This is a genomic window from Streptomyces indicus, assembly GCF_900100315.1.
In the GTDB taxonomy this organism is placed as follows: Bacteria; Actinomycetota; Actinomycetes; order Streptomycetales; family Streptomycetaceae; genus Streptomyces; species Streptomyces indicus.
This window is the reverse complement of the sequence record NZ_FNFF01000003.1, coordinates 68,862-87,159: the sequence shown is the minus strand read 5'-3', so window position 1 is coordinate 87,159 and position 18,298 is coordinate 68,862. Positions and strand designations below refer to the sequence as shown.

Sequence of the window (18,298 nt, the reverse complement as noted above, 5' to 3'; positions counted from 1 at the left end):
GGGGTCAGGCGCGCGAACCCGCCTCGGGGACGATGGGCTTCGGCGACTGCGCCGTCTCCCGCCCGGCCGACCGCAGCACCCCGGCGAACAGGACGAGACCCAGCGCCAGGACGGTGACGATCCCGAACGACACCATCAGCGAGGTGACATCGGCCACCGCGCCGATCGCCGAGGGCGCGATCAGGCCCGAGGTGTACGTGATCGTGGCGACGCCCGCGATGGCCTGGCTCGGGTTGGGACCGCTGCGCCCGGCCGCCGCGAAGGCGAGCGGCACGACCACCGCGATGCCGAGGCCCATCAGGCCGAAGCCGGTCATGGCCACGGCCGGGTGGTTCGCCAGGACGACCAGGACGCCGCCGAGCGTGGCGAACACACCGCCGACCCGCACCGTGCGCACCGGCCCGAACCGGTCCACCACCTTGTCGCCCGCGATCCGGGCCACCGCCATCGTCAGCGCGAAGGCCGTGGTGCAGGCCGCCGCGAGACCGGCCGAGGTCTCCAGCTCCTCCTTGAGGTAGACCGCCGACCAGTCGAGGCTCGCGCCTTCGGCGAACACCGCGCAGAAGCCCACCGCGCCGATGAGCAGCGCCGACTTGGGCGGCAGCGCGAACCGCGGCGGCGGCTCCTCGTCCGCGGAGCTCTGCAGGTCCAGGACGTACTGGCAGGCGAGCAGCCCGAGCGCGGTCAGCACGGCCGCGGCCAGAAGGTGGTGGATACGCGCGTCCGCGCCCAGGTGCGCCGCGAAGGTGCCGGCCGCCGAGCCGACCAGCGCGCCCGCACTCCACATGCCGTGCAGCCCGGACATGATCGACTTGTCCAGGCGGTTCTCCACCTCGATGCCCAGCGCGTTCATCGCCACGTCGGACATCCCGGACGTGGCGCCGTAGACGAAGAGCGCCACGCACAGCGTCAGCAGGTTCGGGGCGAGGGACGGCAGGATCAGCGACAGGGTCCACAGCGCGAGCAGTCCGCGCAGCGCCGTGCGGGCGCCGAAGCGGTGGCTGATCGCCCCGGCCAGCGGCATCGCCACCGAGGCGCCGAGCGCCGGGAAGGCGAGCGCGAGGCCGAGCTGTCCGGCGCTGACGCCCGCGTGGTCCTGGATCCACGGGATGCGGGTGGCGAACGACCCGGTGACCGAGCCGTGCACCAGGAACACGGCGGCGATCGCGTACCGCGCCCGTATCAACTGCCGTGCTTCGTATGTCACTTCACTCATCTTTCCCCTCCCGGCGTACCTGTCCCCGCGCTCGGCCCGTAAACTATCAGGAACCCTGCCTGATAAATAGTGGCGGGGTCCGGCCGCCGGCCGCGGAGCGACCTGGAAGGATCCCCGGCATGCCCGCATCCCCCCGTACCGCCCGAGCCATCAACGACCGGCTGGCCCTGCGGCTCCTGCTCCAGGAACCGCTCACGGCCGGGCAGCTCAAGGAGCGGACGGGCCTGTCGCGGCCGACCGTCGCCGACCTCGTCGAACGGCTCCAGGACGCCGGCCTGATCCAGGTGGTCGGCGAAGCGGGCGCCGAGCGCCGCGGCCCGAACGCGAAGCTGTACGGGATCGTGGCGGACATCGCCCACCTCGCGGCCCTCGACGTGCGCACGATGGGCGTCTCCGTCGTGGTCTCCGACCTCCTCGGAACGGTCCTCGCCGAGGCCTCCCTGCCGATCGACGAGACCAGCGGCACGCAGATCGCCGTCGAACGCGCCGTGGCGCTGCTCGACGAGACTGTGCGCAGCGCGGGCGTCGCGGAGCTGCACAGCGTGGGCATCGGCGCACCCGGCCTGATCGATCCGGCCAGCGGCGAACTGCGCGACTCCAGCGGCCTGCCCGCCTGGCACCGGCGCCTGGTGGCCGCGCTCCAGAAGGAACGGCCCGCGACGGTGCTGGTGGAGAACGAGACGAACCTGGCCGCCGTCGCCGAGCGCCGCTCGGGGGCGGGCCGCGACCGGGACACCTTCGTCCTGCTGTGGCTCGGGCACGGGGTGGGCGCCGCGGTGCTCCTGGACGGCCGGCTGCGGCGGGGGGCCTCGGGCGGTGCGGGTGAGCTGGGCTTCCTGCCGGTGCCCGGGACCTCGGGGCTGCCGTCGGCGGTGGACTGCGCCGGCGGCTTCCACGCGCTGGCGTCCTCGGCGGCGATCGTCCGACTTGCCGCGGAATGCGGTGTGTCAGGCCCCGACGAAGCCGGAGCCGGACCGGCCGGTGAGGGAGTCGTCCGCGCCGCGGTCGAGGCACTCGCCGAGCCGCACTCCCCGCGGGGCAAGGCGGCCGCCGGCTTCCTCGACACCCTCGCCGACCGCGTCGCCCTCGCCGTCGCCGCCACCGCCGCGGTGCTCGACCCCGGCTGCGTGGTCCTCGGCGGCGAGATCGGCTGCGCGGGCGGCCCCGCACTCGCCCGCCGCGTGGAGGAACGCGTCGCGGCGCTCTCCCCGCTGCACACGGAGGTACGCGCGGGCGAACTGGGCGGCGGCGCGGTCCTGCGTGGCGCGCTGCTCGCCGCGCAGGAGGCGGCTCAGGAGGCGCTGTTCCCTTCCGAGTCCTGATACGCATCAGAGTCCTGAGGTGCATCAGAGTCCTGAGGCGCATCAGAGTCCCGAGGCACAGTCGAGCCCTGAGGCGCAACTGCCGCAGTTCTACGCGCCCTTGGCCACATGCAGCGCCAGATACTCGTCGAACGTCCCCTTGCCGACGGCCCGTTCGGGCGCGAGATGCCCGCCCTGCACGAAGCCGTGGTACGTCTTCCCGGTCAGCGGAACCTCCACGATCCGCCGGCTCTTCCCGGCCGCCGCCAGGTACTTCTCCGCCAGCTCACGCAGCGCGAGCACCTCGGGGCCGCCCATGTCGTCCACCCGGCCCAGCGGCTCGCCCTGTGCCAACTCGGCCAGCCGCGCGGCCACTTCGTCCGCCGCGATCGGCTGTGTGCGCGCACCCTTGGGGATCAGCATCACCGGCGGCTTCGCCAGACCCTCGAGCACCTGGGCCACCAGCTCGTGGAACTGCGTGGTGCGCAGGGTCGTCCAGCCGAGGCCCGAGTCCTCGATCAGCCGCTCCACGTGGTGCTTCGCGCGGTAGTAGCCGAGCGGCACGGTGTCCACGCCGACGATCGAGATGTAGACGAGGTGGCGGACCTCTGCCTTCCTGGCCGCCGCGATCAGATTCCGGGCCGCGGTCACATCCGCGTCCTTGCGCGGCGCCGTCGCACAGTGGACCACCACGTCCGCCCCGGACACGGCCTGTCCGAGTCCGCTGCCCGTCACGAGGTCGGCGTTCCACCAGTCGGAGTGCCGGCTCATGGCCCGTACGTCGTGCCCGGCGTCCCGCAGCAGCCGCGTGAGCGGTTTGCCGAGGTTGCCGGTCGCTCCCGTCACGAGAATCGTGCTCATCGCGCCCTCCTTCGTGGAAACAGGGGCTTTCGCACCGACAGCCTTGCAGAGGCCGGAGGTTTTGGCCCGTGCACCTGTAGGACAAACGCAAACCGCTTGTGAGCCAGCCCACAGGCCTTCGCCCGTATGGCCGACGATCAGGCGTGGCACACTGGCTGTGTACCAGCAGCAGCGCACTCCGGGGTCGGTGTAATTCCGAACCGGCGGTTACAGTCCGCGACCCGGTCACCTCCAGTGACCGGTTGACCAGGTGAAATTCCTGGACCGACGGTGAAAGTCCGGATGGGAGGCAGTGCGCGGCGGGCAGGCACGTCTTTTCGTGTACGCCGCCGAAGGTGGGTCCTGTCGTACGAGTCTTCGTACGGGATCACCGCTCTCCGGCGTTCCCGAAGTGTCCTCGCCCGTGATCTCTGTCGTCATCGACAGGCCCCGGAGTCCGTGCCCCATGAGGCAGGAGGACCCGGTGGCCCCCACCGCAGCCGAAGCAGACGCGATGCGTCGCGCGCTCGCGCTCGCAGCGCTCGGTCTCGGAGCCACAAGCCCCAACCCTGTCGTCGGCTGCGTCATCCTCGACGCCCACGGCGAGATCGTCGGCGAGGGGTACCACCAGCGGGCGGGCGGGCCGCACGCCGAGGTGCACGCCCTGCGCGCGGCCGGTGACAAGGCCCGCGGCGGCACCGCCCTGGTCACCCTCGAACCCTGCAACCACACCGGCCGCACCGGCCCCTGCGCCCAAGCGCTGATCGAGGCCGGAATCGCCCGCGTCGTCTACGCGGTGAGCGACCCCAACCCGACGGCGACGGGTGGCGCCGAGACGCTCCGCAACGCCGGAGTCGCCGTGGAATCCGGCCTGTTGGAGGAGGAGGCGCGCGCCGGGAACATCGCCTGGCTCACCTCCGTCAAGTCCGGCCGCCCGTACGTCACGTGGAAGTACGCCGCCACGCTCGACGGCCGCATCGCCGCCGCCGACGGCACCAGCCGCTGGATCTCCTCGCCCGAGTCCCGCGCCGACGTGCACCGCCTGCGCGCCGAGTGCGACGCGGTCGTGGTCGGTTCCGGCACGATGCGCGCCGACGACCCGCACCTCGCGGTCCGCGGCATCGAAGGCGCCGTACAGCCGCTGCGGGTGGTCGTGGACACCGAGGCCGCCGCGGTCAAGCCCGGTGCCCGCATCCTTGACGACTCGGCGCCGACACTGATCGCCGTCGCCGAAGACGCCACCGCCGACCTGCCGGACGCCGAGGTCGTACGACTCCCGCGCGCCGCACGGGGGTTGGACATCCCGGCCCTGCTCGACGCCCTCTACGCACGAGGCGTCCGCTCCGTCCTGCTCGAAGGCGGCCCGACGCTCGCCGGCGCCTTCCTCGAAGCCGGCGCCGTGGACCGCGTCATCGGCTACCTCGCCCCCGTCCTGCTCGGCGCCGGCCCCGCCGCGCTCTCCGGCGCAGGAATCACCACCATCACCGACGCGTTGCGGCTCGACGTGAGCGAGACCGCCCGTATCGGACCCGATCTCCGCATCACCGCCGCGCCCCGTGTCCCCACCGCGCCCGCCCCGAAGGAGTCCTGAGGATGTTCACCGGAATCGTCGAAGAACTGGGTGAGATCACCGCCGTCGAGCAGCTCGGTGACTCCTGCCGGTTCCGCGTGCGCGGCAAGGTCGTCACCGAGGGAGCCGGCCACGGCGACTCCATCGCGGTCAACGGCGTCTGCCTGACCGTGGTCGAGTACGGCGACGACTGGTTCACCGCCGACGTGATGGAGGAGACCCTCAAGCGCTCCAGCCTGGGCGCGCTGGCCGAGGGCTCCCGCGTGAACCTCGAACGCCCCACCGCCGTCGGCGCCCGCCTCGGCGGCCACATCGTGCAGGGCCACGTGGACGGCACCGGCACGATCCTCGACCGCACCCCGTCCGAGAACTGGGAGATCGTCAAGGTCTCGCTGCCGGCCGGACTCTCGCGCTACGTGGTCGAGAAGGGCTCCATCACGGTGGACGGCGTCAGCCTCACCGTGGTCGAGGCCGCCGCCGACTTCTTCACCATCAGCCTCATCCCGACGACCCTCGCGCTCACCACGCTCGGCCTCAAGCAGGCCGGCGACCCGGTGAACCTCGAGGTGGACGTCATCGCCAAGTACGTCGAGCGCCTGCTCGGCGACCGCGCCACCACGACTGACATCACTGACACCACTGACACGGGGGACTCCAAGTGAGCGTGCTCGATTCGCTGAACTCCGAGGCCTTCACGGCCTTCGGCCAGCACATCCTCTGGTCCGACATGATCGGCAACACCTTCGGCCTCGCGGCCCTCGCGCTCGGCTGGAAGCGCTCGGTGTGGACCTGGCCCGTGCAGTTCGCCGCCGGCCTGATCCTCTTCGGCGCCTTCGCCGGACACCTGACCGGCAGCGCCGGCAAGCAGGTCGTGGTGATGGCCGTGGCCGTCATGGGCTGGATCGCCTGGACCCGCGGCAAGAAGGAAGCGCAGGACGGCTCGATAGCCGTGCGCTTCGCCACCTGGAAGGAACGCGGCCTCATGGTCGCCGCGGGCGCCGCCGGCACCGTCGCCGTGGCCCTGCTCTTCAAGGCCTACCCGTCGCTGTCCTGGGACCCGTGGCCGGACGCGTACATCTTCGTCGGCACCATCGTCGCGATGTACGCCCAGGCCCGCGGCATGGTCGAGTTCTGGTTCGCCTGGCTGCTCGTCGACCTGGTCGGTGTCCCGCTGAACTTCGCCAACGGTTACGCCTTCTCCGGATTCGTCTACGTCATCTACGGCGCGCTGGTCCTGTGGGGCATGCGCGACTGGTGGCTGCGCTCGCGCAGCGCCGCCCCGGCCCTGGAAGGAGCCCCGGCATGAGCACCGCAGCAGTGTGGTCCGTCGAGGACGATCTGAGCCTCGACCCGGTCGAGCAGGCCATCGCCGACATCGCGGCGGGCCGCCCGGTCGTGGTCGTGGACGACGAGGACCGCGAGAACGAAGGCGACCTCGTCATCGCCGCCGAGAAGGCCACGCCCGAGATCATCGCGTTCATGATGAGCGAGTGCCGCGGCCTGATCTGCGCCCCCATGGAGGGCGCCGAGCTGGACCGGCTCGAACTGCCGCAGATGGTCGCCGACAACACCGAGTCGATGAAGACCGCCTTCACCGTCTCCGTCGACGCCTCCGGCGCCCACGGCGTCACCACCGGCATCTCCGCCTGGGACCGCGCCACCACGCTGCGGCTCCTGGCGAGCGGCACCACGGAGGCGTCCGACTTCGTCCGCCCCGGCCACATCTTCCCGCTGCGCGCCCGCGAGGGCGGCGTCCTCGTGCGCAACGGGCACACCGAGGCGGCCGTCGACCTCGCCCGTCTCGCGGGCCTGCGCCCGGCCGGTGCGATCGTCGAGATCGCCGGCGAGGACGGCACCATGCTGCGCCTGCCCGAACTGGTCCCGTTCGCCCGCAAGCACGGCCTCACGATCATCTCCATCGAGGACCTGATCGCGTACCGCAGGAGCGCCGAGCCGACCGTCCGCCGCGAGGCCGCGGTCCAGCTGCCCACGCAGCACGGCGAGTTCACCGCGTACGGCTACCGCTCCACCGTCGACGGCGTCGAGCACGTGGCACTGGTGCACGGCGAGCTCGGCGAGGGCGAGGACGTCCTGGTCCGGATGCACTCCGAGTGCCTGACCGGCGATGTCTTCCACTCCCTGCGCTGCGACTGCGGCCCCCAGCTCGAGGCCGCCATGGACCGCATCCAGGCCGCGGGCCGCGGCGTCATCGTCTACCTGCGCGGGCACGAGGGCCGCGGCATCGGGCTGCTGTCCAAGCTGCGGGCGTACGAGCTCCAGGAGCGCGGCCGCGACACCCTCGACGCCAACCTGGAGCTCGGCCTGCCCGCCGACGCCCGCGACTACGGCGCCGGCGCGCAGATCCTCGCCGACCTCGGCGTGCGCAGCGTGCGTCTGATGACCAACAACCCCGAGAAGTCCGAGGCGCTCACCCGGCACGGCATCGAGATCAGCGGCCGCGAGATCGTGGCCCTGCCCGCCGGCGAGCACAACCTGCGCTACCTGCGCACCAAGCGCGACCGCATGGGGCACGACCTGCCCTGGCTCGACGCGCAGTGACCCCGACCTACCTGTACAGACACCGGCGATACGAGGAGAAGAGCACGTGAGCGGCAAGGGCGCACCCGAACTCAGCGTGAAGAACTGCGGCGACCTGCGGGTCGCGGTGATCGCGGCACAGTGGCACGAGAAGGTCATGGACGGCCTCGTCGACGGCGCCCTGCGCGCCCTGCACGAGCTCGGCATCGACGAGCCCACCCTGCTGCGCGTCCCCGGCAGCTTCGAGCTGCCCGTCGTCGCCAAGGTCCTCGCGGGCCGCGGCTACGACGCGATCGTGGCGCTCGGCGTGGTCATCCGCGGCGGCACCCCGCACTTCGAGTACGTGTGCCAGGGCGTCACGCAGGGCCTCACCCAGGTCTCCGTCGACACCGGCGTCCCGATCGGCTTCGGCGTCCTGACCTGCGACACCGAGGAGCAGGCCCTGGACCGCGCCGGCATCGAGGGCTCCACCGAGGACAAGGGCCACGAGGCCGTCACCGCGGCCGTGGCCACGGCGACCACGCTGCGTACCGTCTCGGAACCCTGGCGTTAGGACGGCACCCGGACGGGCGTAGAGTAAGCACCATCATGTCCAAGAAGACGTTCGAGGAGCTCTTCACCGAGCTCCAGCACAAGGCCGCCAACGGCGACCCCGCCACCTCCCGCACCGCCGAACTGGTGGACAAGGGTGTGCATGCCATCGGCAAGAAGGTCGTCGAGGAGGCCGCCGAAGTCTGGATGGCCGCCGAGTACGAGGGCAAGGAAGCCGCCGCCGAGGAGATCTCGCAGCTGCTCTACCACGTCCAGGTGATGATGGTCGCCCGCGGCATCAGCCTCGACGACGTGTACGCCCACCTCTGAGTAGTACAGCCTTCGAGTCGTACAGCCTTCGAGTCGTACCACCACCCACTCCCGTAAGACCCCCTACGTAAGGAAGCCGACCTCATGCTGCGCATCGCCGTCCCCAACAAGGGTTCCCTGTCCGGACCTGCGTCGGCGATGCTCCATGAGGCCGGCTACTCCCAGCGCAAGGAGTCCAAGGAGCTCGTCCACGTCGATCCCGACAACGAGGTGGAGTTCTTCTACCTCCGTCCCAAGGACATCGCGATCTACGTGGCCCAGGGCCGCCTCGACATCGGCATCACCGGCGAGGACCTCCTGATCGACTCCGGCGCCGGCGCCGAGACGATCCTGCCCCTGGGCTTCGCGCGTTCCACCTTCCGCTTCGCCGCCAAGCCCGGCGCGGTGGCGGGCCTCGCGGACCTCGCGGGCCGCACCATCGCCACCTCGTACGAGGGCATCGTCGCCAAGTACCTGGCGGAGAAGGGCGTGGACGCCTCCGTCGTGCACCTCGACGGCGCCGTCGAGACGGCCATCGAGCTGGGCGTCGCCGACGCCATCGCCGACGTCGTCGAGACCGGCACCTCGCTGCGCAACGCGGGCCTGGAGGTCTTCGGCGACCCGATCATGAAGTCCGAGGCCGTGGTCATCCGCCGCACGGGGGCGACCGCGGCCGACGAAGGTGACGCCAAGGTGCAGCAGTTCCTGCGCCGCCTCCAGGGCGTCCTCGTCGCCCGGACGTACGTGATGATGGACTACGACTGCCGCGCCGAGCACCTGGACGCCGCCGTCGCCCTCACGCCCGGCCTCGAAGGCCCGACCATCTCCCCGCTGCACAGCGAGGGCTGGGTCGCGGTCCGTGCGATGGTCCTGGCCAAGGAGGCCCAGCGCATCATGGACGACCTGTACGCGCTCGGCGCCCGCGCCATCCTCACCACCGCCATCCACGCCTGCCGGCTCTGAACCACAGGACTGTGATGAGCGACCAACTGCCTTCCCTGCCGGTCACGTTCCGGCCCACCCGCACCCGTGCCGTCCTCCTGACGGTGGGCGTCGCGATGTTCGTGGTGATCACGGCGATCGCCGTGATGCTCAAGACGCTCGGTCCGGGCGAGCGCCTGTCCTTCATCTTCACGGGCGCGCTGCTCTTCTCCGTGCTGCTGCTGCTCACGCGGCCGAAGGTCGTGGCCGACGAGTCGGGCGTCACCGTGATCAACCTGACCCGTCGGCGCCGGCTCGCCTGGGCGGAGATCCTCCAGGTGAACCTGCGCCCCGGCGACCCCTGGGTGTTCCTCAACCTCAGCGACGGCACCAGCCTCCCGGCCCTCGGCATCCAGCCGGGCATCGGCAAGCAGCAGGCGATCCGCGACGCCACGGCCCTGCGCGCGCTCGCGGAGTCACGAGGCACGGGCACCGACGCCAGCTGAGCCACGGGCCGACGGGCCGACGGGCCGCGCCGGCAGCCGGAGGACCGGCCGTACGGGCCGCGACGGCAGCCGAACGACGGACCGACGGGTCCCGACGGCAGCCGGACGACCGGCCGTACGGGCCCCTGCGGCAACAGAGCACACGCGGAGTTCCCCTGCCGGGCGACAACCGGCGGGGGAGCACTGACGCAGGACCCGTCCTCGTGATTAATCTGTTGGCAGAGGCGTCGTCCGCGCCCGTCCCGGCACCCGCGGAGCCCGGCCCCGACCAAGGCCGCGGCCCCGCGCCAGGACCCCTGCGAACCAAGGAGTGACCCCCTCCGCCGATGGACGGATCGTCCTGTAGTACCTGCGCCGCCCCCTCCCGACATAGGTCCCCCCGGACTGAGGAGCAGGCGGCATGATCATCCCCCTCCTCCTGCTCGCCGCAGCCTTCCTGCTCATCCTCGCCAACGGGTTCTTCGTGGCCGCCGAGTTCGGCCTCGTCACCGTCGAGCGGCCCGACGCCGAACGGGCCGCGGACGCCGGTGACCGCAAGGCCCGCCGGGTCGTCGCCGCCCTGCGGGAGCTCTCCTTCCAGCTGTCGGGCACCCAGCTCGGCATCACCATCACCTCGCTGGTCGTCGGCATGCTGGCCGAGCCCGCGCTCGCCCACCTGCTGGCCGGTCCGTTCACCGCGATCGGGATACCGCAGGGCGCCGTCTCCGGCCTGTCCGTCGCCGTCGGCATGCTGCTCGCCTCCGCCGTGCAGATGGTCATCGGCGAACTCGTCCCCAAGAACTGGGCCGTCTCGCGCCCGCTCCAGGTGGCCCGCTTCGTGGCCGGCCCCCAGGGCGCCTTCGCCCGGCTGTTCCGCCCGGTGATCGCAGGGCTGAACGCCGTCGCCAACCGCCTCGTACGTGCCTTCGGCGTCGAGCCCGCCGACGAGCTGGCCTCCGCCCGAACCCCGGACGAGCTGATGTCCCTCGCGCAGCACTCCGCCGAGGCCGGTGCGCTCGAGGCCGACACCGCCGACCTGTTCGTGCGGACGCTCTCGCTGGGTGAGCTCACCGCCCAGCACGTGATGACCCCGCGCGTGAAGGTCAACGCGCTCCAGTCCTCCGCCACCGCCGCCGACGTGGTCAACCTGACCCGGGCGACCGGCCTTTCGCGCTTCCCCGTCTACCGGGACAAGATCGACGAGATCACCGGCATGGCCCACCTCAAGGACGCGCTCGCGGTGCGCACCGAGGAGCGCGGCCGCACCCCGGTCGGCCGGATCGCCCGCCGCCCGCTCCTCGTTCCCGAGACCCTGCCCGTCCAGGCCCTGCTGCCGCTGCTCCGCCGCGAGCAGCCGATCGCCGTGGTCGTCGACGAGTACGGCGGCACGGCCGGTGTGGTGACCCTGGAGGACATCGTCGAGGAACTCGTCGGCGAGGTGCGCGACGAGCACGACAAGGACGTCTCGCCCCAGCTCGCCGCCGCCCCCGCCGAGGACGGCCGGCCCGCCTGGGACGCCGACGGCAGCTGCCGCGTCGACCTGCTCCAGCGGATAGGACTCGACGTCCCCGAGGGCCCGTACGAGACGGTGGCCGGCCTCGTCGCCGATCTGCTCGGCCGGATCCCCGCGCCGGGCGACCGCGCCGAACTCCCGGGCTGGCGCCTGTCGGTGCGCCAGGTGGGGCACAACCGAGCCGAGCGCGTCCGCCTCGTCCGTACGGCCGCCGTCGCCGCCCGCCCCATGGAGGCGGTCCGATGAGCGCCTTGCAACTCCTGTTCGCCCTGCTCCTCGTGCTCTTCAACGGCTTCTTCGTCGGCGCCGAGTTCGCCCTCGTCTCCGTGCGCCGCAGCCAGATCGAGCCCTACGCCAAGGACTCGGCCCGTGCGCGCCGGGTCCTGTACGGCCTGGAGCATCTGCCGCAGATGATGGCCGCGGCCCAGTTCGGCATCACCATCTGCTCGTTGACCCTCGGCGCGGTCGCCGAGCCGACCGTGGCGCATCTGCTCGAACCGGTCTTCCACTGGCTGCACGTCCCGGCCGGCCTGATCCACCCGCTCGGATACGTGATCGCGCTCGCCGTGGTCGTGTTCCTGCACCTGGTGGTCGGCGAGATGCTGCCGAAGAACCTGGCGATGGCCGCGCCCGAGAAGACCGCCCTGTGGCTGAGCCCGGCCCTGGTTGCCTTCGCGCGGCTGTGCCGTCCGGTCACGGCCGCGTTCGGCGCCTGCTCGCGCGGAGTGCTGCGGCTGTTCGGGGTCGAGCCGAAGGACGAGGTCGAGGCCGTCTTCACCAGCGTGCAGCTGGGCCGGCTCGTCGAGGACGCCGGCCAGGCCGGCCTCCTCGACCCCGAGGAGCAGGAAATCCTGGGCGACGCCCTGGAGTTGGGCAGCCGCCCGGTCACGGACGTGCTGCTCGACCCGGCCGAGCTGGTCACGGTCGCACCCAGCGTGACCCCGCGCCAGATCGAGGAACTGACCGTCCGCACCGGCTACTCGCGCTTCCCGGTCTGTGCGGCGGGCGGCGCGTTCATGGGCTATCTGCACGTCAAGGACGTCCTCGACGTGGAGGACGCCGAGCGTGCCGTGCCCCAGGAGGTGTGGCGGCCGATGGCCACGCTCCGCGCCGAACTCCCCCTGGACGACGCCCTCACGGTGATGCAGCGGGCGGCGGCGCACCTGGCGCAGGTGGCCGACTCCTCGGGCCGTGTCCTGGGTCTGGTTGCGCTGGAGGACGTCCTCGAACTCCTCGTGGGCGAGGTCCGCGACCCGGCCCACCGCGCGGTCCCGCGCCCGGCACCGGTGGTGCACATGCCGCAGGTGCCGGTGGCCGACGAGGAGAGCGCCCTGGCCGGGTGACGCGCCACGGTCCACGGGATCCGCCGGGGTCTCACACCCCCGGCGGATCCCCCGGCCCCCGCCCCGAAAGCACTTCCCCGTACGCCTGCATCAGATCCGGCAGCCGCAGCGTCGCCAGATCCTCCCGGCTCGGCTCGCCCGGATACCCCGACAGGCGCAGATCCCGGTACGCGCAGCTCTTCTCGTACAGCGTGCGCAGGAACCGGCCATTGCCGAGCTCGTCGATCCATCCCTGGTCGACCACATGCCCGCTGATCGAGCGCAGCTCGTCGAGGGACTCGGCGTCCCAGTGGTCGCCGTTCTCGGCCGCCAACACCTCGCCGATGGCGGTGAGTTCGAGCGGTCGGTACGAGGGGAAGTCGACGCGCGTCGTGAAGCGGGAGGAGAGCCCGGGGTTGGCGGCCAGCAGCCGGTCCATGCCCTCCGGGTAGCCGGCGAGGATCACGACGAGGTGGTCCCGGTTGTCCTCGGCCCGCTTCAGAAGCACCTGGAGCGCCTCGTCCCCGTACGCGTCGCCCTTGCTGTAGCCGGAGTTGGAGAGCGCGTACGCCTCGTCGACGAACAGCACCCCGCCGAGTGCGGAGTCGATCAGCTCATTGGCCTTCACCGCGGTCTGCCCCAGGAACTCGCCCACCAGATCGGCCCGTTGGGCCTCCACGAGGTGGTCGCCGCCGAGCAGCCCGAGCGCGTAGAAGACCCGCCCCAGGATGCGGGCCACGGTGGTCTTGCCGGTGCCGGAAGGGCCGGAGAAGACGAAGTGCCGCTTGGGCGGCTGGACGGGCAGCCCCTTGTCCGCGCGCAGGCGGGCCATCCGCAGCTGCGCGGAGAGCGCCTTGACCTGCCGCTTCACCGGCTCCAGACCGACCATCCGCTCCAGCTCGGCAAGCGCCTCCTGTAAGAGCGCCGGGTCGGCGGGCCCCGTCGGCAGCGTCGGCGGACCGGCCTGCGCGGGGATCAGCGCCTTCTCCCGTACGGCATCGGCCTCGGGCGACTGGCCGCCACCGGGCGGATCGGTGTCCGTGCCGACCTTGAGGTCGCCGCCCTCGGTCCCGTACGCGGTGTCGTAGCCGTCCGAGTAGTCCAGCGCGTCCGCGCCGGCCAGCGTGACGGGAGCGAAGTCGGACGGGTCGTCCGCGCCGTCGATCCCGTCGTAGTCGGCTATCGCCGCAAGACGCGCGGAGGTGTCCATGAACGCGGGGTCGACCCGGTGCACCGCCCGGTACAGCGGCAGCGCGGCCGCGCTGCGGCCCGTGCCCTCGTGCGCGCGGGCCAGCCAGTACCGCAGCTCCTTGCGCTGCGGCTGCTCGCTGCGGCAGCGCATCAGGGCCGCCGCGAGGAGCGGTTCGGCCTGCCCGTACATCTCCAGGCGGACCCGCGCCATGCCGCCGAACAGGCCGGCCTCGATGCCGAGCGCGTGGTCGTCGATCAGCGGATCGGTGTGCCGGACGAGCTGCTCCCAGTCCTTGACCAGGTAGGCCCGGCAGGCGTGCAGGAACCGCACCTGCGGATCGGTGTCCACCGGCGGCAGCCCCGCGAGCGCGCGGTCCAGGTCCGGCACATGCCGTCCGTCGAGCCAATGCGAGGCGTGCGCGAGCAGCAGATCACGCGGGCTCTCGAGCACCGGCTGCACCCACCAGCCCAGCCAGTACCAGGAGTTGAGGGTGCGGCGGTGGCGGGTGCGCTGCTCGCCGAAGCGGTCGCGGTGCCGGTACATCCGCAAGAGGGCGGTCGTCGTGTCGACCCGCAGCGCGTGCAGGCCCAGCCAGCCGTCGGCCATCCCGGGATCGAGCCGGACCGCCGTTCGGAACTCCTCCTCGGCCTGCGGATACGCGCCCATGGTGTAGGCGTCGACGCCCCGCAGCCAGGCGAGGTCGGCCGGGGCCGATGCGCCCTGCGTGCCGAAGTCCATCACGTCCCCCACAAACCCTGCCCCCGTTGGTGCGCCGCCGGGCGTGTGCCCGTCGGCGTCCTTCGCCGAACCGCCGTACTGGTGCCGGGAGTTGACGTGGTGGCGAGCCTCCGGACGGGCCGGAGATCGCACCGAGAGGCATCGTACCTGCGCCTCGGCCGTCGGCCGTAGGGTGCCGCGCGAGTCGGCGGGAGCACGGAGGGAGGCACAGGGGGAGCACGGAAGGGGCCCGAACCGGTCACTCTGGGTGAGCAGTTGAAACCTGCGCGCATACGCGAAAGGGACAAAGGGCAGAACGAAGCCCCCGATCACGGGGGAACAACCGGGGGCTTCGCGTCTGCGGGCGACCGTCGAGCGGTCGCACATTGAGAACGTAAGTCCTGTACGACCCCTGGGTCAAGCCGAGTTGGGGCACCGGAGCCGTCCGTTTCCGAGCCCTTCGGCGCATCGCCGCCACTCGGTCACGGTCGGTGACGGAACGGGGTCAAGCTGCACCCGACTCCGGCCCCGGCAGCACCTCGTACCCCCCGGGAACCTGCCGCACCAGAGCGTCGGCGAACGGCCGGGAAGGGTCTTCGGCGAAGTGGCGTGCCTCGGCCGGCTCCCACTGCTCCCAGAACTCCCGCTGCACCGCACCGTCCCGCTCGCGCCCCCTGAGCCACGCCTGCCCGGCGGGCAGCTCCATCCACAACAGCCGCGCCAGCCACGGCCGCAGGGCCCGGCGGCCGGCGCCCACGCCCTCGATCAACACCACCGGCGCGGGACCGATCACCGGCCCCGGGCCGAAGCGGCGCTCGTGCCAGTCGTACACGGCGGGGCGGGCGCTGCGGCCGGCCGCGAGCGGCTCGACCACCTCGCGCCGGAACCGGCCGGTCCAGTCGAAGAGCTCTTCGTGGCTGCGGATGTCGTCGAGGCCGAGCACCGGCGCACCGCCGAGCTCAGCGGCGAGGAGCCGCGCGAAGGTCGACTTCCCGGACCCCGCGTGCCCGTCGATCCCGACCAGCCGGACCGGACCGCAGGACGGGTCGAGGGCGCGCAGTCCCGCGGCCAGGCCGGACAGCCGGGCGAGCGGGTGCGGAGCGCGGGCGGGGGAGTCGTTCATCGGGGCCCAGCCTACGGCGACCGTCTCGGCCGAACGGCGGCGTCGCAGGTCACGCCAGTGGTACAGGCCAATATTGGTGGCGCGACGCGGGGTCGAAACCCTGGCAGAAGCCGTGCGCGAAGAGCCATAGTGTGCCGTTCGTTCGCGTCGTTCGTTCTGGACCAGGAGCCCCCATGACCTCCCCGCACAGGACCACCCGCAGAACCGTCCTCGCCGCCGCCGTGGCCGCCGCGGCCGGCACCGCCGTCCCGTCCGCCTCGGCCTCCCCGGCACCTGCCGGGCAGGGCGCCCCGGCCGCCTCGTCCACCGGCCGGCCGGTGCAGGATCGCCTCGTGGACAACCGCTTCTGGACCTCGTACGGGGACTGGCGCGCCGGCGCCGCCCGCGGCACCCGTGCCGTCCCCGGCCGCCGCCCCGGCGTGGCCATCGCCGCACCCGTGGGCCTGCGCGAGTACGCCGACCCGCACACCGGCACCACCGCCTCCTGGGAGTACGCGACCTGGACCGGCCCGGAGCACCGGCTCGCCGTCCCCGCCACGGAGGTGATCGCGTCCTGGAACGCCGACACCCCGGCGGGCACCTGGATCGAGATCGAGCTGCGCGGCACGTACTCCGACGGGAGCGCCACCCCCTGGTACGTGATGGGCCGCTGGGCCTCGGGCGACGCGGACATCCGGCGCACCTCCGTCGACGACCAGAGCGACGGCAAGAGCTCGGTCTGGACCGACACCTTCGCGATCGACGACCCGGCCACCGGTCTGCGCCTCACCGCCTACCAGCTGCGGCTGACCCTGCTGCGCAAGCCCGGCAGCCGCGTGACGCCCACCGTGTGGCGGGCCGGCGCGATGGGCTCCGACGTGCCCGACCGCTTCGAGGTGCCCGCCTCCCGCCCCGGTCTCGCGAAGGAACTGCCCGTCCCGCGCTACTCGCAGAACACCCACATCGGCCAGTACCCGGAGTACGACAACGGCGGCGAGGCCTGGTGCAGCCCCACCTCCTCGACGATGATCATCGAGTACTGGGGCCGCGGCCCGACCGCGGAGGAGCTGGCCTGGGTGAACCCCGAGTTCGCCGACCCGCAGGTCTGCCACGCGGCCCGGTTCACCTACGACTACCAGTACGAGGGCTGCGGCAACTGGCCCTTCAACGCCGCCTACGCGGCCTCGTACGACGAACTCCAGGGCGTCGTGACCCGGCTCGGCTCGCTCACCGACCTGGAGCGGCTGATCGCGGCCGGCATCCCGGCCATAACGTCGCAGTCGTTCCTCAAGGAGGAGCTGACGGGGGCGGGTTACGGCACCTCGGGCCACCTGATGACCGTGATCGGCTTCACCGCGGACGGCGACGTGATCGCCAACGACCCGGCCTCGCCCAGCAATGAGGCGGTCCGCCGGGTCTACAAGCGGCGTGAGTGGGAGAACATCTGGCTGCGCACCAAGCGGTACAACGCGAGCGGCAAGGTGGTCTCGGGCACGGGCGGCGTCTGCTACCTCTACTTCCCGGCCCGGCCCACCGCGGCCCAGCGCCTGGCCCTGGCCTCGGTCGGGGTGCGCTGAGCCTGCGCCGGGTACCGTACCCGGCGCATCGGCCTCAGCGCCGTACGAGCCGTACGTGGGTGGCGGCCGCGGAGCTCTCCATCCCGGTGACCCGCAGGCCGTCCAGGGGCTCGCCGATCCGGTCGAGCAGCCGCTCGCCGCCGCCCACGAGCACCGGAGCCACCGCCAGCTCCATCACGTCCACCAGCCCGGCCCGCAGGTACTGCCGGATCGTGGACGCGCCGCCGCCCAGCCGGACGTCCCTGCCGCCGGCCGCGGCGAAGGCGCGGTCGAGCACCTTCTCGGGCGCCTCGTCGGTGAAGTGGAAGGTGGTGCCGCCCGACATCGGCAGGTCGGGGCGCACGTGGTGGGTGTGCACGAACACGTCGTGGTGGTAGGGCGGATTCTCGCCCCACCAGCCGGTCCAGGACTCGTCCTGCCACGGACCGCGCACGGGTCCGAACATGTTGCGCCCCATGATCGTGGCGCCCAGGTTGTCCTCGGCGCGGTCGAGCGCCTCGACGTCCGGGCCGGCCTTGCCGTCCGCGCGGTCCTTCATCGCGCCGAACTGCCAGTCCATCAGCCCGTCCACCCCGTCGCCGAACGGTGCGTCGAGCCGCTGGTCCTGGCCGCACATGAACCCGTCGAGCGACACCGTCACGTGGACGCGGAGCTTGGACATGGTCTCTCCTCGAGCTGCCGGGGCGGGCCTGCTGCCCGCCTCTCACCCTTGTGTCGAACGGGCCCTGCGGCGATCGACACCGGCGCGGAAAAAACTTCGGGAGATTTTCCGAGACCCCGGCCCAGGGGTGCGGACCGAGTGGAGTACCCCACACATGACCTCCGTCTCTACCCCTGGGCGCGCCGCGATGTCACCTTGGAGAGGTCAATGGGGGACACCACCGCAGGACCACCGTGAGCGAGACAGCCATGAACTCCAGTGCCCGCGCCGGCGCACGCGCCGCCGCCACCACCGCCGAGATCGCCGAGTACCTTCGCAGCCGTACCGGTGGGCCGAAGGACAACGGCCCGAAGATCCTCGAGCACCTCGCGGGCTGGACCCTCGTCGTGGTCATCGCGATGTTCGTCTCGCAGGCCGGACTGCTCTGAAGCCCGGGGCCGCTCCGCAGCTCCCGCCGACCGCAGGCTCCGGCCCGAGCTCCTGACCGCCCCCTGCCCTTCCGT

The 18,298-nt window shown here is 72.1% G+C and carries 18 protein-coding genes and 1 riboswitch; of the genes, 13 read left to right on the top strand and 5 right to left on the bottom strand.

Translation table 11 applies throughout. From position 1 onward, the window contains the following. Positions 1-4: 4 nt before the first annotated feature. A complete protein-coding gene (locus tag BLT97_RS09875) occupies positions 5-1,216 on the bottom strand; it encodes an MFS transporter (RefSeq protein ID WP_093608440.1) in 1,212 nt (403 codons plus the stop codon). A gap of 119 nt (positions 1,217-1,335) precedes the next feature. Between BLT97_RS09875 and BLT97_RS09870 the strand changes: the two genes are divergently transcribed. Then, positions 1,336-2,538, top strand: coding sequence for an ROK family transcriptional regulator (locus tag BLT97_RS09870; RefSeq protein ID WP_093608439.1), 1,203 nt, complete (start codon positions 1,336-1,338; stop codon positions 2,536-2,538). A 90-nt stretch (positions 2,539-2,628) separates the two neighbouring features. Here the strand turns inward: BLT97_RS09870 and BLT97_RS09865 are convergent, their stop codons facing one another. Next, complete coding sequence (locus BLT97_RS09865) at positions 2,629-3,378, bottom strand: SDR family oxidoreductase (protein ID WP_093608438.1); 750 nt, start codon at positions 3,376-3,378, stop codon at positions 2,629-2,631. A gap of 169 nt (positions 3,379-3,547) precedes the next feature. Further along, positions 3,548-3,678, top strand: a riboswitch (FMN riboswitch). 193 nt (positions 3,679-3,871) lie between these two features. Between BLT97_RS09865 and ribD the strand changes: the two genes are divergently transcribed. The 10 genes from ribD to BLT97_RS09815 all read left to right on the top strand — a co-directional run bounded on the left by ribD (position 3,872) and on the right by BLT97_RS09815 (position 12,567). Further along, complete coding sequence (gene ribD / locus BLT97_RS09860; RefSeq protein ID WP_342742722.1) at positions 3,872-4,948, top strand: bifunctional diaminohydroxyphosphoribosylaminopyrimidine deaminase/5-amino-6-(5-phosphoribosylamino)uracil reductase RibD; 1,077 nt, start codon at positions 3,872-3,874, stop codon at positions 4,946-4,948. A 2-nt stretch (positions 4,949-4,950) separates the two neighbouring features. Next, positions 4,951-5,589 carry a riboflavin synthase gene (locus BLT97_RS09855; protein ID WP_093608436.1) on the top strand — a complete coding sequence of 213 codons (639 nt, stop codon included), beginning with the start codon at positions 4,951-4,953 and terminating at the stop codon, positions 5,587-5,589. A 65-nt stretch (positions 5,590-5,654) separates the two neighbouring features. Next, positions 5,655-6,233: a nicotinamide mononucleotide transporter family protein gene (locus BLT97_RS09850; RefSeq protein WP_093609012.1), complete on the top strand. Its 579-nt coding sequence runs from the start codon at positions 5,655-5,657 to the stop codon at positions 6,231-6,233. Beyond that, the gene (locus tag BLT97_RS09845; RefSeq protein WP_093608435.1) at positions 6,230-7,486 is read left to right on the top strand and encodes a bifunctional 3,4-dihydroxy-2-butanone-4-phosphate synthase/GTP cyclohydrolase II; all 1,257 of its coding nucleotides are present in this window, start codon (positions 6,230-6,232) and stop codon (positions 7,484-7,486) included. The genes BLT97_RS09850 and BLT97_RS09845 overlap by 4 nt, the downstream gene beginning before the upstream one ends. 46 nt (positions 7,487-7,532) lie before the next feature. After that, a complete protein-coding gene (gene ribH / locus BLT97_RS09840) occupies positions 7,533-8,018 on the top strand; it encodes a 6,7-dimethyl-8-ribityllumazine synthase (RefSeq protein ID WP_093608434.1) in 486 nt (161 codons plus the stop codon). A gap of 35 nt (positions 8,019-8,053) precedes the next feature. Beyond that, positions 8,054-8,326 carry a phosphoribosyl-ATP diphosphatase gene (locus BLT97_RS09835; protein WP_030951748.1) on the top strand — a complete coding sequence of 91 codons (273 nt, stop codon included), beginning with the start codon at positions 8,054-8,056 and terminating at the stop codon, positions 8,324-8,326. An 84-nt stretch (positions 8,327-8,410) separates the two neighbouring features. Further along, a complete protein-coding gene (gene hisG / locus BLT97_RS09830; RefSeq protein WP_093608433.1) occupies positions 8,411-9,268 on the top strand; it encodes an ATP phosphoribosyltransferase in 858 nt (285 codons plus the stop codon). A gap of 14 nt (positions 9,269-9,282) precedes the next feature. After that, positions 9,283-9,732, top strand: a complete 450-nt coding sequence (locus BLT97_RS09825) for a PH domain-containing protein (protein WP_093608432.1) — start codon at positions 9,283-9,285, stop codon at positions 9,730-9,732. Between the two features lie 400 nt (positions 9,733-10,132). Further along, entirely contained in the window at positions 10,133-11,470 is a 1,338-nt protein-coding gene (locus tag BLT97_RS09820) for a hemolysin family protein (RefSeq protein WP_093608431.1), read from the top strand. Next, positions 11,467-12,567 carry a hemolysin family protein gene (locus tag BLT97_RS09815; protein WP_093608430.1) on the top strand — a complete coding sequence of 367 codons (1,101 nt, stop codon included), beginning with the start codon at positions 11,467-11,469 and terminating at the stop codon, positions 12,565-12,567. The genes BLT97_RS09820 and BLT97_RS09815 overlap by 4 nt, the downstream gene beginning before the upstream one ends. Positions 12,568-12,598: 31 nt before the next feature. Here BLT97_RS09815 and BLT97_RS09810 read toward each other — a convergent pair whose 3' ends face one another. Next, on the bottom strand, positions 12,599-14,476 hold the full coding sequence (locus tag BLT97_RS09810) for an AAA family ATPase (RefSeq protein WP_093608429.1): 1,878 nt from the start codon (positions 14,474-14,476) through the stop codon (positions 12,599-12,601). A 484-nt stretch (positions 14,477-14,960) separates the two neighbouring features. Next, positions 14,961-15,578 (bottom strand): uridine kinase family protein, encoded by a 618-nt coding sequence (locus tag BLT97_RS09805; protein WP_093608428.1) that lies wholly within the window; start codon positions 15,576-15,578, stop codon positions 14,961-14,963. Positions 15,579-15,751: 173 nt separating this feature from the next. Between BLT97_RS09805 and BLT97_RS09800 the strand changes: the two genes are divergently transcribed. Beyond that, positions 15,752-17,134 (top strand): peptidase C39 family protein, encoded by a 1,383-nt coding sequence (locus BLT97_RS09800; protein WP_093608427.1) that lies wholly within the window; start codon positions 15,752-15,754, stop codon positions 17,132-17,134. 34 nt (positions 17,135-17,168) lie between these two features. Here BLT97_RS09800 and BLT97_RS09795 read toward each other — a convergent pair whose 3' ends face one another. Further along, positions 17,169-17,795: a dihydrofolate reductase family protein gene (locus BLT97_RS09795; RefSeq protein ID WP_093608426.1), complete on the bottom strand. Its 627-nt coding sequence runs from the start codon at positions 17,793-17,795 to the stop codon at positions 17,169-17,171. Positions 17,796-18,028: 233 nt separating this feature from the next. Between BLT97_RS09795 and BLT97_RS09790 the strand changes: the two genes are divergently transcribed. Further along, the gene (locus BLT97_RS09790) at positions 18,029-18,223 is read left to right on the top strand and encodes an SCO1431 family membrane protein (protein ID WP_245769239.1); all 195 of its coding nucleotides are present in this window, start codon (positions 18,029-18,031) and stop codon (positions 18,221-18,223) included. Positions 18,224-18,298: the final 75 nt, after the last annotated feature.